General features: G+C 38.4%; 12 protein-coding genes, 1 tRNA gene and 1 pseudogene. 9 read left to right on the forward strand and 5 right to left on the reverse strand.

The features are described 5' to 3' along the window. Nucleotides 1-102: 102 nt before the first annotated feature. From KHA87_RS17130 to KHA87_RS17160, 7 genes are all read left to right on the forward strand, one after another. Nucleotides 103-1,431 (forward strand): polysaccharide biosynthesis protein, encoded by a 1,329-nt coding sequence (locus KHA87_RS17130; protein WP_213095403.1) that lies wholly within the window; start codon nt 103-105, stop codon nt 1,429-1,431. 66 nt (nt 1,432-1,497) lie between these two features. After that, nucleotides 1,498-1,794 carry a MafI2 family immunity protein gene (locus tag KHA87_RS17135; protein WP_213095404.1) on the forward strand — a complete coding sequence of 99 codons (297 nt, stop codon included), beginning with the start codon at nt 1,498-1,500 and terminating at the stop codon, nt 1,792-1,794. Between the two features lie 133 nt (nt 1,795-1,927). Beyond that, on the forward strand, nt 1,928-3,151 hold the full coding sequence (locus KHA87_RS17140; protein ID WP_213095405.1) for an LL-diaminopimelate aminotransferase: 1,224 nt from the start codon (nt 1,928-1,930) through the stop codon (nt 3,149-3,151). Beyond that, nucleotides 3,135-4,793, forward strand: coding sequence for a thiamine pyrophosphate-binding protein (locus KHA87_RS17145; protein ID WP_213095406.1), 1,659 nt, complete (start codon nt 3,135-3,137; stop codon nt 4,791-4,793). The genes KHA87_RS17140 and KHA87_RS17145 overlap by 17 nt, the downstream gene beginning before the upstream one ends. A 22-nt stretch (nt 4,794-4,815) precedes the next feature. Continuing rightward, the gene (locus KHA87_RS17150) at nt 4,816-6,318 is read left to right on the forward strand and encodes an aldehyde dehydrogenase family protein (protein WP_249310554.1); all 1,503 of its coding nucleotides are present in this window, start codon (nt 4,816-4,818) and stop codon (nt 6,316-6,318) included. A 391-nt stretch (nt 6,319-6,709) separates the two neighbouring features. Further along, on the forward strand, nt 6,710-7,867 hold the full coding sequence (locus tag KHA87_RS17155; RefSeq protein WP_213095407.1) for a saccharopine dehydrogenase family protein: 1,158 nt from the start codon (nt 6,710-6,712) through the stop codon (nt 7,865-7,867). Between the two features lie 37 nt (nt 7,868-7,904). Further along, nucleotides 7,905-8,675: an IclR family transcriptional regulator gene (locus KHA87_RS17160; RefSeq protein ID WP_213095408.1), complete on the forward strand. Its 771-nt coding sequence runs from the start codon at nt 7,905-7,907 to the stop codon at nt 8,673-8,675. A 158-nt stretch (nt 8,676-8,833) separates the two neighbouring features. Here the strand turns inward: KHA87_RS17160 and KHA87_RS17165 are convergent, their stop codons facing one another. From KHA87_RS17165 to KHA87_RS17180, 4 genes are all read right to left on the reverse strand, one after another. Continuing rightward, nucleotides 8,834-10,171 carry a bifunctional folylpolyglutamate synthase/dihydrofolate synthase gene (locus KHA87_RS17165; RefSeq protein ID WP_213095409.1) on the reverse strand — a complete coding sequence of 446 codons (1,338 nt, stop codon included), beginning with the start codon at nt 10,169-10,171 and terminating at the stop codon, nt 8,834-8,836. Between the two features lie 2 nt (nt 10,172-10,173). Then, nucleotides 10,174-11,493, reverse strand: coding sequence for a bifunctional folylpolyglutamate synthase/dihydrofolate synthase (locus KHA87_RS17170; RefSeq protein WP_213095410.1), 1,320 nt, complete (start codon nt 11,491-11,493; stop codon nt 10,174-10,176). Between the two features lie 253 nt (nt 11,494-11,746). Next, entirely contained in the window at nt 11,747-11,902 is a 156-nt protein-coding gene (locus KHA87_RS17175; RefSeq protein WP_213095411.1) for a hypothetical protein, read from the reverse strand. 261 nt (nt 11,903-12,163) lie between these two features. Continuing rightward, a complete protein-coding gene (locus KHA87_RS17180) occupies nt 12,164-12,727 on the reverse strand; it encodes a GNAT family N-acetyltransferase (protein ID WP_213095412.1) in 564 nt (187 codons plus the stop codon). Nucleotides 12,728-13,083: 356 nt separating this feature from the next. On the opposite strand from KHA87_RS17180, the gene KHA87_RS17185 reads away from it, so the two are divergent. Together KHA87_RS17185 and KHA87_RS17190 are read left to right on the forward strand one after the other, a co-directional pair. Next, nucleotides 13,084-13,156 (forward strand) — tRNA-Arg (locus KHA87_RS17185). A 393-nt stretch (nt 13,157-13,549) separates the two neighbouring features. Next, on the forward strand, nt 13,550-13,975 hold the full coding sequence (locus KHA87_RS17190) for an acyl-CoA thioesterase (protein ID WP_213095588.1): 426 nt from the start codon (nt 13,550-13,552) through the stop codon (nt 13,973-13,975). A 20-nt stretch (nt 13,976-13,995) separates the two neighbouring features. Here the strand turns inward: KHA87_RS17190 and KHA87_RS17195 are convergent. Then, a pseudogene (locus tag KHA87_RS17195) lies at nt 13,996-14,411 on the reverse strand (aldo/keto reductase); the annotation flags it as partial. Nucleotides 14,412-14,428 lie beyond the last annotated feature (17 nt).

Genomic DNA, 14,428 nt, shown 5'->3' on the forward strand with positions numbered 1-14,428 from the left:
CTTTTTTTCCTGTTGACCGAATAAAAATAAATCTTTACATATATTCTGAGGACTTGTCTCATATCTTTTACTATTGGACATCGTATTAAAAGGAGAGACAGTATGAGTTCTTTTTTTAGAGGAATATTTTTATTAGCGGTCGTAGCCTTTTTGGGAGAGTGTATTGAACTTCTGGTTAATATGGTGCTCGCAAAAGAGCTTGGTGGAGTGGGAATGGGCTTATATATGTCCATACTGCCTTTAGTCTTTTTTGTTGTTGTTTTAGCAAGTATGGAGCTGCAGATTTCTATTTCCAAATATATTGCAGAGAAGGATAAAAAATATCATGCAAGCATGCTGCGTCACGGCATCCGATTTGCTGCTTTTTTCACCATTGTTTTAACAATTGTAACGATTTGTGTGCTGCCTATTATCCCGGTTTTTAATCAATACCACCCATATATTCGCCTGCTAGTTATTATACTGATTCCTATTACATCCTTTTCTTCCATTGCACGTGGATATTTCATGGGTGTACAGCAAATGGGGAAGATTGCCATAGCAAATTTCACACGGAAGGTTGCTCAGTTAATATTACTCGTATTCATCTATCATTTATTTCAATTCAATCTTCAGGTATCTATTTTAATCGCTCTATGTGCATTAGTAGGAAGTGAATTTGTTGTTCTTATTTACCTTTTACAGCAATTCTATGTTCAATCAAAACAAATGAAAAATAAGAGTAATGTCCGCTTAAGCGGGAAAAATGTTCGAAAAAGCCTGCTGGCTGTTTCTTTGCCGACAACAGGAATGCGAATATCCCATTCGATAGCACATGCTATCCAACCCTTTTTAATTAAAGCGGCCTTAATGAAAGCCGGCCTCTCCGGAACTGTTGCACTGGAACATTTCGGTATTGTAACAGGGATCGCATTTAGTATTGGTTATTTTCCAGCCTTTATTGCCCATTCCTTTTCAACTGTACTAATACCGACCGTTTCCGAAGCGTATGCCAAAAAGGATTATGCTAGAATGCAAAAGCTACTGCAGCAAGTAATGTTTATGACCTTTCTTTATGGGGTTCCCGCCATCTTTATTTTCCATTACTTTGCTGAGCCTTTAACTCATATGTTTTTCAAATCCGCTATAGCGCCGCTTTACTTGCAACTTTTATGGCCATATTTTTTATTTCACTATTTTGTCATACCATTGCAGGCGTTTTTAATTGGAATAGGGCTGATAACAGACTCTCTTATTCACTATATTTGGGCTACACTTGTCATGTTTGCCATGATTTATATATTAGGCTCTAATCCACATTATCAAATGATCGGAATTATTCTTGCCATGAATACAAGCACTCTACTGCTAATGCTCCTCCATTATGTAACTATTTGCAAAAAAATAGGCGTCAGCCTCATCATGCGAAAGCCTATCAAACAATCATATTAATCTAAAAGGAATTTAATCCACCTTTGTGAACTAAATAAAAAAATCCATATTGTACAGGTGATGAAAATGTCTATTGATAAAGATGAGTTACTATTAACCTCGCAATTAGTATTACTCGGGGCTATTCCCAAAAAATTAAGAGGGCTAACGGTAAGAAATGATTACAATTCTCTGCTTTGGGTAGCTTATTTTGATGATCAGCCTACAGAGAAAGAAAAAGAGGTTTTGGGCAGGGCATTTCGAGAGATTGCTTCAAAATTTCCCAACATACAAAATATAAAAGAGGAATTTGTCTTCATCCCTGCTTCCTTTCGAATTGATATGCTTGATTATTGGATTTTTCTTAGATGGGAGGATAATTAATACTTTTAGAACCAGTGAACTATTCACGGGTTCTTTTTTTGTATTAATCAGCTTTTTATCTCATAAGGCATATTTGAAACATAGTTTCATATAATGAAATGACTGGAAAAGGAGTGGAGAGGGGGAAATGGATATGTCTTTTGTTTCAAAGCGGGTACAAGGACTGCCGCCGTATTTGTTTTCGGTTATCGATGAAAAAAAGAAAAGTCTTCAAGAGAAGGGAGTGGATGTTATTGATTTAGGAATTGGGGGACCGGATTTGCCGACACCCGATTTTATCGTAAAAAGGCTCAAAAAAGAACTGGAAAATCCGCTTAATTTCAAATACTCCGGTTATGCAGGATGTCAGGAGTTTCGGGAGGCAGTGGCAGCCTTCTACAAGAGCCATTATCAAGTCGAATTGGATCCGAATACAGAGGTTTTGACTCTAATCGGTTCCAAGGAAGGGGTAGCCCATATTGTCCCGGCAATGATTGATCCTGGTGATGTCGTGTTAATTCCAGATCCCGGTTATCCTGTATATCGAACGGCAGCCTATCTTTCCGGGGGAGAATGTGTAGACCTGCCGTTAATAGCGACCGATAGCTATCGCCCGGATTACTCAAAAGTATCCGATGAACATAAGAATCAAGCAAAGCTAATGTTTTTGAACTATCCCGGTAATCCTACTGCGGCAACTGTGGAACTCGATGTATTGGAAGAAGCCGTTCACTTCGCAAAGGAAAATCAAATTGGGATTGTACATGATTCTGCATATAATTTGGTAACCTTTGACGACTATAAGGCTCCAAGTATTCTCCAAGTGCAGGGAGCGAAAGAAATTGCTGTCGAATTCGGCTCCTTGTCCAAAAGCTTTAACATGGCAGGTTGGCGTATAGGATATGTAGTTGGAAATCGTGATATTATCCGTGCTTTATCCATTGTAAAAGGCAATATGGATACTAGTCAGTTTCTTCCCATTCAAAAAGCTGCTGCTGCTGCTTTAACCGGTGATTTTACAACCGTCCAACAAAATAATCAGGTATATAATGACCGGCTTGAAAGAATGTTAGAAGCATTAAAAAGCATTGGCATTCATGTGGAAAAACCACGTGGCTCCTTTTTTATTTGGGCGCCAGTTCCGAAAGGGTATACCTCCCAGGGGTTTGCCGAGAAAGTTCTGGAGGAAGCAGGTGTCATTGTTACACCCGGTAATGCATTTGGGCCTTCAGGAGAAGGGTATTTCCGCGTCTCCTTAACCGTTCCTACAGCTCGGTTATTCGAGGCAGTAGAACGAATGAAAAGCTTACAATTTAAGGCAGTAGAACGAATAGAAACCTTTTCATTTGGGGTGAAGGCGAATGTCACCAATACCTAAAAAAATGAACGGTGCCATGGCGATTGTAGAATGTTTAAGGATTGAAGAAGTCGTAAAGGTTTTCTGTGTACCTGGTGAAAGCTATTTACCTCTTTTGGATGCTATTTATGATGAGCCATCCATTGAACTGATTACAGCAAGGCATGAGGGTGGAGCGTCCTTTATGGCAGAAGGATATGCAAAAGCATCGAAAAAACCTGGAGTGGTAATGGCGACGCGTGGGGTTGGTGGAGCGAATTTGTCCATTGGTGTACATACAGCATATCAGGATTCCACTCCTATGGTCGTTTTTCTTGGTCAAGTGCACAGTAAATTTCGCGGAAGAGAGGGCTTTCAGGAGGTTGACCTGGATCAATTCTTCGGGCATATCGCAAAGTGGACGGTTGAAATAAAAGATGCAGATCGGGTACCGGAGCTTGTACAACGAGCTTTTCGAATTGCTCAGACCGGAAGGCCAGGACCTGTCGTGATCTCATTGCCGGAGGATTTACTAAAGCAAGAAGCGGAGATGATCTTTCATCCTAAAGTGAAAAAATCAAGGCCATCTCCTAGTCAGCATGAACTTCGTGAAGTGGAGAGGATACTTAAAAAAGCGGAACGGCCATTAATCATTGCTGGTGGTGGGATCATAGCCTCCGAAGGCGAAGAGGAGCTTTTAAATTTTGCTGAAACATTTAAATTACCAGTCATGGCAGCTTTTCGCCGCCACGATGTATTTCCAAACCATCATCCTTTATATGCAGGACATTTAGGACTAGGAACTCCAAAAGATATTCTGGCAACAACGAAAGAGGCAGATGTTATTTTGGCAATTGGAACAAGACTCTCAGAAGTAACTACACAGGACTATTCCTTGTTAAGTCCAGAACAACAATTAATTCATATCGATATAGACGACCAAACAATCGGTAGGGTATACGAGCCTAGTCTTGGAATTGTATCAGATGCAAAAGAGGCCATTTCGTCGCTCATATCCTTAAAGATTCAGCCTATCTGGAAGGAATGGACAGCGAAATGTAATGAAAGGTATCAACGATCATCGCTTTTAAAAGAGAGACCATATAGTGAAAAGTTATCCAATGAGGATGTAATTCAAGAACTGCAAAAATTATTGCCAGAGAACTCAATCATAACGAATGATGCAGGCAATTTTGCTGGTTGGCTGCACCAATACTATTCCTTTAAAAACAAAAAGACCTATATTGGACCAACTTCTGGCGCTATGGGATATGGCCTTCCTGCAGCAATCGGTGCTGCTATTGCGTTCCCAAATAGAGTGGTGGTGTCCTTATCTGGTGACGGAGGAATGATGATGACGGTGCAGGAGTTGGAAACTGCTGTAAGATACAATGTCCCTATCATTAGTATCGTTTTTAATAATCGTATGTATGGAACAATCCGTATGCATCAGGAAATTCACTATCCTGAAAAGGTAATTGGCACAGAGTTGGGCAGTATTGATTTTGCTGCTTTGGCAAAATCTCTTAATGCTAACGGTGTTAAAGCGAATACAGTATCAGAGTTTACTGAGGCAATACTCTGTGCGATGAAATCTAATTTGCCGACAGTGATTGAAGTCGATATGGATCGGGAGCAAATTTCCGTTTCTAAAACTATTCAGCAAATACGATCACAAAAATAGCTTTTTGAAAGGAGAGGACGGTATGTCTAAAAAACTAGTAAATGGAATAACAGTGGATAATTTTATAGATGGAGAATGGGTAATCTCGGAAAAGGAGCAGTACGCACCTATTAAAAATCCTGCAAATGGAGAAACACTTGGAGAAGTATCTTTATCCACGGCAGAAGATGTGGACAAAGCAGTCGCAGCGGCGAAAAAAGCGCAAAGAGAGTGGGCGCTTGTTCCGGCACCGCAAAGAGCAGAAGTTTTATATAGAGTGGGACTTCTACTAAAAGAAAGAAAGGAAAAGCTCGCTCGTATCTTGACAATGGAAATGGGCAAGGTGATTGAGGAGGCTCGCGGAGAGGTTCAGGAGGGAATTGACATGGCCTTCTATATGGCAGGCGAAGGAAGACGTCTGTTTGGGAACACTACCCCCTCCGAATTAAAGGATAAATTTGCTATGAGCATTCGAGTCCCTGTAGGAATTATTGGTATTATAACACCTTGGAATTTTCCAATTGCCATTGCAACTTGGAAGTCATTTCCGGCAATTGTTGCGGGAAATGCAGTAATTTGGAAGCCTGCAACGGAAACTCCATTAATGGCCAGAGAATTGATTAATATTTTTGTAGAGGCCGGTTTACCAAAAGGGGTTATTAATCTGGTTTGCGGATCAGGCTCAAAGGTAGGAACGGCAATGGTCGAGCACCCGGATATCGATGTTATTTCTTTTACAGGCTCCAATGAGGTAGGTAGGACAATAGCAGAGAAATGCGGGAAAATGCTTAAGCGTGTATCCCTTGAAATGGGTGGGAAAAATGCCATCATCGTCATGGATGATGCAGATTTAGACTTAGCGGTAGACGGAATATTATGGAGTGCTTTCGGAACGAGTGGCCAACGTTGTACTGCCTGTAGCAGGGTTATTGTTCATGAAAATGTGAAGTCAGAAATCGAAGAAAAACTTTTGGATCGAATGAGAGGCTTAAAGATTGGAAATGGACTCGATGAAGAGGTCAAAATAGGTCCTGTTATAAATGGGAATGCGCTGCAAAAGATACATGAATATGTCCAAATCGGCAGAGGGGAAGGGGCTCTTTTGCTTGCAGGAGGCTATGTTCTAAATGATGGAGAACATGAAGACGGATATTATTATGCGCCGAGCGTCTTTACTAACGTAGAGCCAAACATGAGAATTGCTCAGGAGGAAATTTTTGGACCGGTCGTTTCGATCATTCCAGTGAAAAGCTTTACGGAAGCAATAGCAGTGAATAATAGCGTTACTTTTGGTCTGTCCAGCTCCATATTCACGAGAGATATCAATAAAGCTTTAGCTGCCCAGCGTGATCTAGATACTGGAATTGTCTACGTGAATGCCGGCACTACTGGAGCAGAAATTCATTTACCATTTGGAGGGACAAAAGGAACAGGGAATGGGCATAGAGATTCCGGTGTCGCTGCATTAGATGTGTTCACAGAATGGAAGAGCGTCTATATCGATTTCAGTGGCAAGCTGCAAAGAGCGCAAATAGATAATAACTAAGGCTCTTTTCTTAAACATTGTGGCATTTTTAGACAAATATCCTAGTAACGACCTGATTTTTGCTAATAGAATCATAACCTTCCTAAGAAAAGATGCCCCGAGCTGAGTTTATACTAGGATTAATACCAATATACGAAAAACAACAATTAATACGGAAACAGACATAACAAAGGCTCTTTTCTTAAACATTGTGGCATTTTTAGACAAATATCCTAGTAACGACCTGATTTTTGCTAATAGAATCATATCCTTCCTAAGAAAAGATGCCCCGAGCTAAGTCTATATTAGGATTAATAACAACAAACGGTAAACAATAATTAATATATAAAGAGCCATAATTAATCAGATCATTCCATAATTGTCTCTATAAAATTTTGAAAGGGGAATAGCAATGAAAATAGCGGTGTTAGGAGCAGGCTTAATGGGAAAAGAGGCTGCACGGGACTTGGTAAATAGTCAAAGGGTTGAAATGGTAACCTTGGCAGATGTAGATATCAACAGAGCAGAAGCGGTTTGCAGACAACTGGATTCAGGTAAATTATCAGCCGCATATTTGGATGCATCTGATTATGAACAATTAACAGATTTTATCCGAAACTATGATGTTATTATCAATGCACTATTCTATTCATTTAATGTAAGTGTTGCTAAAGCTGCTATAGAGGCAGGGGTCAATTCCGTAGATTTAGGCGGGCATATTGGGCATGCGACCGACCGGGTATTGGAAATGCATGATGAGGCGAGGGCGGCAGGTGTAACACTAGTTCCTGATTTAGGTGTTGCACCAGGGATGATTAACATTTTATCCGGATATGGCGCCAGTAAGCTCGATGATGTTAAATCCATCAAACTATATGTAGGTGGCATTCCAGTACGTCCTGAGCCGCCGCTGGAGTATAATCATGTATTCTCCATGGAGGGAGTTTGCGATCATTATACCGATCCGTCCTTAATTATTCGTAATGGAGTAGTACAGGAAATACCGTCCTTATCCGAAATCGAAACCGTTTACTTTGAAAAATTTGGACCGCTTGAGGCATTCCATACTGCAGGTGGAACCTCTACATTATCATCATCTTATCCATATCTTGAATCGCTAGAATATAAGACTATCCGCTATCCGGGGCATGCTGAAAAATTTAAGCTACTGGTAGATTTAAATTTAACTAGAAATGACTATACGGTCGAGGTAAAAGGACAAGAAATTAAACCTCGTGATGTACTGTTAAAGGTTCTGGAACCAATTGTAGAATTAGGGGAAAAAGATGATGCGGTTTTATTGAGAGTTATTGTGGAAGGAACACAGAATGGCAAACATGCTAAGTATGAATATGAGATGACAACTTACAAGGATCGTGTGAATAAAGTTACAGCAATGGCACGTGCTACAGCTAATACCATATCTGTTGTGGCCCAAATGATAGGCGATGGTCTAATTACACAAAAAGGCGTCTTCGCCCCTGAAAGAATAGTTCCTGGAGAAGCATATATTGATGAAATGGCTAAACGAGATGTAATTATTATAGAGCATGAAACCATTTCAAACTAAGTGTACCTATTATGGAATGTCTAAGGGGAAGGTTTGAATGAATCAGAGTATTATCAAAGCATTGAGTTTGCTTGACCTATTTACGGATAGTAGGCAAGAGCTAAGCTTAAAGGAGATAACGGAAGAGGTCGGCTTACCGAAGTCAACCGTATATCGCTTATTAGCTTCGCTGGAATACAGTGGTTTTATTGCAAAAACGAAAGAATCAGAGAATGATAGCCGCTATAAATTAGGGCTGAAGCTTATGGAGCTTGGGTTTCTTGTAGCTGATCAGCTTGAACTCCGCAAAATAGCGCTTCCGCATATGAAGAAATTAGCTTCGGAAATTAATGAAGTGGTTCACTTAGTTATCTCTAATCAAAATGAGGCAGTCTATATTGAAAAGGTAGAAAGCACGCGGGCGTTAAGGCTTCATACCAGAATAGGAAAACGGTCCCCGCTCTATCTCGGATCAGGTCCGAAATTATTACTAGCCTATATGTCAGACGAGAGAAAAAATCTTTCACTAGAAGAAATACAGCAATATAGAAAAATAAATTCCCTTACCTTTTTGAAAGAATTACAGCAAATAGTGGAAAAAGGATATGCTGTGAGCTATGGAGAGCAGGATATCGGCACCATTGGTATATCCTTCCCTATCTATGATTATAAAAGAAAGGTGATTGCCTCTTTGGCGGTAAGTGGTCCAACGAGTAGATTTGAAGGGGAAAATATGGACTTTATTAAAGAAATGACTGCCATTACCGCTGAGAATATATCACAAGAGCTCGGGTTTAAAGATATTCAAAAATGGAACCATTCGCTTTAGTCTGCTGGTTCCATTTTTTTTATAAAGGCTCTTTTCTATACTTGTTCCTTTTTCAGACAAAAATCCTAGTAACTCCTTAGCGGCGTTTGGCAGTTTAAGAAAAAATGCCCCGAATTAAGACTATATAGGGCTTATAACAATATCCAACAAACAACAATCTATTTGAAAGTAGCTTTAATGAAGATCCTTTTCGCATTACCAATAAAAGTTTGTGTCCCAATAATTAGTAAAATATCAAAATGATCGTTACTTATTAAATCTATTGCATCCGCTAGCCATTCAGTTTCTGAGGCATTCTTATGAATCGCTTTTGCAAAGGAATAAGCATCCGTTGGAAATGTATGGTGGCTGATGTCTGGTTTTGAAATAATAACCTTTTTGGAAATAGCAGCAATTGTTTCGATGACACCTTTGTAGTCCTTATCCTCTGGAACCCCAACAATGGAAATTACCTCGTTATTCCCAAATGATTGAATGACCTCTTGGATGTATTTTGCAGATTCTCTATTAATGGCACCGTCTACAATAACAGTAGGGTTGTGAGAGATGATTTCGCATCTTCCCGGCCATTCTAGTTGGAGGAAGCAATTTTGGATCCTCTTTTCATTTAATGGCTGTCGAAGAATCGCTTCGCATGCTTTTATTGCGGCTGCGGCATTATAGGCTTGAAAGGATCCAAGCAGCGATAATATCATTTCTGAATAGGTTCTTTCCTTTAAGTGGACGGAAAAAGATGTACCGTTTTTATCCACCTTTATTTGCTTTGCCTCATAATCCTCACTATATAGAAAAGTTTCCCCTGAAAAGGATTGCAACTCCCGTGACATAAATTCTTCTATAAAGGGCTCTTGTTTGCCGATAATCACGGACTTTGTACTGTCTTTTACTATTCCCAGCTTGTGTTTTACGATGTCAAAAACAGTAGGACCTAATTGCGAAATATGCTCTTCCATAATAGGGGTAATAACCGCATACTCATTTTGTAGCACATTTGTATCGTCAAATGTACCTCCCCGTCCACATTCAATAATATTAATATCTGTGTTATTTTCTTGAAAAAACATTACTGCAATGGCTAAAGCGAGACCTACAGGACCTTGATATTCTGTGGAGGATAGATTCTTTTCTATTTCCTTAATTGCAGGCTGCAATTTATTGCTAAGGCGTATAAAATCTACATCTGAGATTGGCTTTCCATCCAAACGGATTCGCTCATTAAATTGTACTAGATGGGGAGATGTAAAAAGTCCGACCTTTAATCCATGATATTGAAGTAATGAGGCAAGCAGCATGGATGTCGAGCCCTTTCCTTTGCTGCCGGTTACTAATACGAACCTTTGACCACTTTCAGGAGAACCGATCATGTCTAGTAGTCTTCTGGTCAAGTGTGGTAATCGGACCTTAGCATCCTCAGTCTCCTGTATATTGGGATGTGCCCGTAAATAAGACTGGTATATCAAATTTTCTGCAGCTAACATGGTGGTGATTTTCGGCATTTTTATCCCTCATTAAGTACATAATCCTTGACATAACCAACTAGATATAATGAACCAGTTACCAGTACAATATGATTTCTTTCATATTGCTTTAATGCTTGCTCCAATGCATCTTTAATATGCTGGAAATAATAATGACGTATATCCTGTATTGGTTTTAAAGATGTCAGCATTAGTTCCTGATTTATATTTCTTTCAGTAAATAGGTGCGGCGTAATGATATAAGAAGCATTTTCAAAGTAAATATTCTTTATCATTCTTTCCACATCCTTATTAGATGAAATGGATAGCAAAACACTGGAGACGTGAAGTCCTAATGTGTCAATGCTTTCCTTAAGTGTTCGTAGCTCTAAGGAATTATGGGCACCATCAAATAAATATGTAACACCATTAATATGAAGCATTTCCATTCGGCATGGCATAGAGGCTTGATTGATAGCGCGAGTCAAGAGCTCTTTCTCATAAGAATAACCGCATTCAGCTAATGCTTCTATAACTGCTAAGGCATTGCTTGCATTTTGCACCTGATGTTCACCGAGTAGCCTCGTACGTAGATTTTTAAAGTAATAATCATGGCCCTTAAAATCAAATACACTTCCACTAGTATCATTTACCTTCGAAATAAAGCCATAATCTCGATTAAGGTAGCGGAATTTAGCATTACAATGATGTTCTATTTTAAGCAGAAAGTTTCGTGCTTGAACATTATTCATTCCACATATGGCGAATCTTGTGGATTCCTTAATAATACAAGATTTATCAATAATAATATCTTCTATAGTCGATCCGAGTAAATGAGCATGGTCCATAGTAATTTCGGTTATTACGGCAATCAAAGGATTAAAAATGTTAGAAGGGTCTGTTTTTCCTCCAACACCATTTTCAAATACAACAAGCTTAATCCCATGCTTCTGGAAAAAAGTAAGAGCAATCAAAATCATAATATGCATATGCCCTACATCATCTTTAAGAGGATAACTTTTAAGTTTTTCACAAATATCAAGAACGATGAAGGCAAATTCCTCACGTTCAATCAAGGAACCGTTAATAGCGAATCTTTCCTCATACTTGTGAAGATGCGGGCCAGTAAAAAGTCCATGCTCTATAGAATGATGTGTCAATATAGTTGAAATGAATTGGGCGGTACTCCCCTTGCCACAGGAACCGGTAATTTGTATAAATGTAAACCCCGTGTGATCTATATGAAATAAATCCAGCAATTCATTCATTATTTTATGATGATATCCTTTTTCTCTTCGTGTTGTCCTGCCGTTGTAAGAAGATAGAAAGGTGAGTGCCTCATAATAATTTGTATACGTCATCCCAGTTTGCTCCTAGATAAGACTCTTTTTTTAACTTTGTTGCTTATTTATGACAATAATCTAATAAACATCGGTATAGAACGATAATTCTTTAAGAAAAGATGCCCCGAACTATTTGTTTGTAATAATATACGAAGCGCAACAATCTATAAGAAAACAGCCAAGATTATTAATAAATTTAGGGAATTTTTCATAATAAAATATTACCATATATGAGAGCCTGGTAAAAATGAAAAAGACACCTGTAAAGGTGTCATGACGAAAAATTGTCTGTATGAGGTGGGACGGGGTCTATAGTTACAGCATCCTCCATATTGAGCACTAACTTTAAAGCAAAGACAAAAGTCCATCCGGCAAATCCAATAATACAAATGAGAACACCAAGAGTAATAATCCAAGCCTCAGCCATATTTTCATCCCCTTTTTCAAAAAATAGGACGCTCTATTAAAGGCTCTTTTCTTACACTATGTTGCTTGTGGAGATGAAAACCTAATTAACATTCTTATATTCTTTGAGAATGAATAACTCTCTGAGACTAAGACCATATTAGGAATTCTATCTATAATCGAGAAGCAACAGGTTAAAATCGTCTTTTGGATTTTAAACAATCAATGCGAAAAACAGCCCTATTAAAAAATATGCTGAAGCAATGGGAATCTTTCCGGAAAATTAGGAGGAGACTTTGCTAAATTTCGGTTCCCACTCATGCTTTAATAGTCCGAATAAAAGCATATCATACGTTTTTCCATCTCGATTAATAAATTCACGGTATGTACCTTCATGTGTGAAACCGAGTTTTTTATAAAGCTGAATAGCCTGCTGATTGTAGCTAAATACTGTAAGCTGAACTCTCCTTAAATTTAGTTCATGAAAAGCAAATTGCAGGGTCAATTCTAAAGCTTCTCTTCCATATCCCTTCCCGCGATTTTCTTCATCACCTATAGCAATAGCAACACCAGTTACACGTTGATTCCACAGAATTCCGTCCAACTCGACAATGCCAACTAATTGGTCGTCCTCAACTCTTTTTATGGAAAGAATATAATCTCTGGTCGAGGAGGCAATGCTTTTGAACCAATTTTGCAGTGATGACATACTACGCGGCAGCGCCGGAGTTGCGTCAAATAGCCGAAGAAAAGCAGGATTTTGATACCAGTTAAATATTTTAGGTAAATCATCCTCAACTAATGCAGATAATTTCACCTTTTCACCACATAATATAGAAAAGCTCATGATCGTTCACCTCTAAAAAAATATTCTTTAAAAACGTATTCAAAATGTATAGATAGTCTTATATGAATTTGATAAGATTTGATTATTGAAATGAGGAGGATTTATCATCTATGAAAAAATTCTTACTTGGGACTTTAATAACAATCATAGTATTAATGTTAATTTTCATTATCGTGATGGAAGTTTATCCTTTTTCGTAATCTATACATAAGTTGATTACAAATTAGCTCCTGCCTTTCATGTTCGATATACTTCGTTATTATCCTTTATTTATTCATTATCCATTGTCTAATGAAGGCATAGACTCTTTTCAAAATGGGCAGGATGCTGTATAATATTTAGTGCACATTTAATTTGGCTCCGTAGCTCAGCGGATAGAGCGTCGGTTTCCTAAACCGTGCGTCGGAGGTTCGAGTCCTCTCGGGGCCGTAATTTTACAATAATAAAGGCAAGGATTCTATTTGCGTAGAGATCCTTGCCTTTATTTTTGGCTGAAACCATGCAAAAAAAATCACCGAGCACAAAAACTCGGTGAAAAAATTAGGGTGGGCAAGTGACTAAAAGTGACTCACCAACCAAAATCTATCGTAGTTGTATTATATCGAATTTTGTCGAACTGTGTCGACAAGTAATTAATGGGCCAATTTGAAAGTAAAACCAATTAAAACCAATATTTTCTACATGTATCAATAAAAGTTAGGGATTGCGTCATTATTGTATCTGTTTTTGATATGGTTCCGTTTAATAGAACATTATCATCCTATCGTTTACAATATCAGTAAATGCTATTTAGACAAGAAAGGAAGTATTGGAATGGATAATATGTATGTGGCTACGCAGGAAATTCAAATTTCTTATGCCGATACAGATATGATGGGAGTAATCTATCACGGAAATTATGTCAAATGGCTGGAATTAGGGAGAACGAAGCTGATTGAGGACATAGGCTATAATTATCTGGATATGGAAAAGGCAGGATATTATGCGCCGGTATATAATCTGGAAATTACATATGAAAAGCCTGTTAAACTTGGAGACAAAGTCTTTGTAAAGACATGGGTGGATGTGAACCAGGGATTAAAAACCGTCTATGGTTTCCAAATAATAAATGGGGACGGAGAAACTTGTGCAAAGGGTACGACAACTCATATTGTTGTAAAAAAGGAAAGCGGTCAATTTAAACCTGTACAATTTAAAAAAGCTTTTCCGGAATGGTTTCAGAAGTATGAGGAAATTAAGCGGAAATAAAGAAAAGGTGACCAAATGGCCACCTTTTCAGCTTTATAAAGGGTTTCTAATGCACGCCATGTTTCTTTATATTTGCCTTCCACTGGCCAATGAATGAGATATAAGTCTAAATAATCTAATCCAAGTTTATCTAAGCTTCTTTCAAATGCTTTTAAAGTCGATTCATATCCTAAATCAGCATTCCACACTTGGATTTAACAAATAATTCCTCTCTTGAAAAGCCTGTTTCCTTTAAACCTTCTAATATTCCTTTACCTACACCAGACTCATTTTCGTAAATAGCCGCTGTATCGAGGCTGCGATAACCATGTTTTATCGCTGATTTTACTGCTTCGATAAGCTCTGGTCCTTCCTCCACTTTAAATACACCAAGTCCAAACCAGGGCATTTCCACTCCATTATGCAATGTTGTTGTGTCTTGTAAATTTTTAATCATTATATTTTCCTCCAATT

Source organism: Bacillus sp. FJAT-49736, assembly GCF_018343615.1.
Taxonomy (GTDB): domain Bacteria; phylum Bacillota; class Bacilli; order Bacillales; family Bacillaceae_C; genus Margalitia.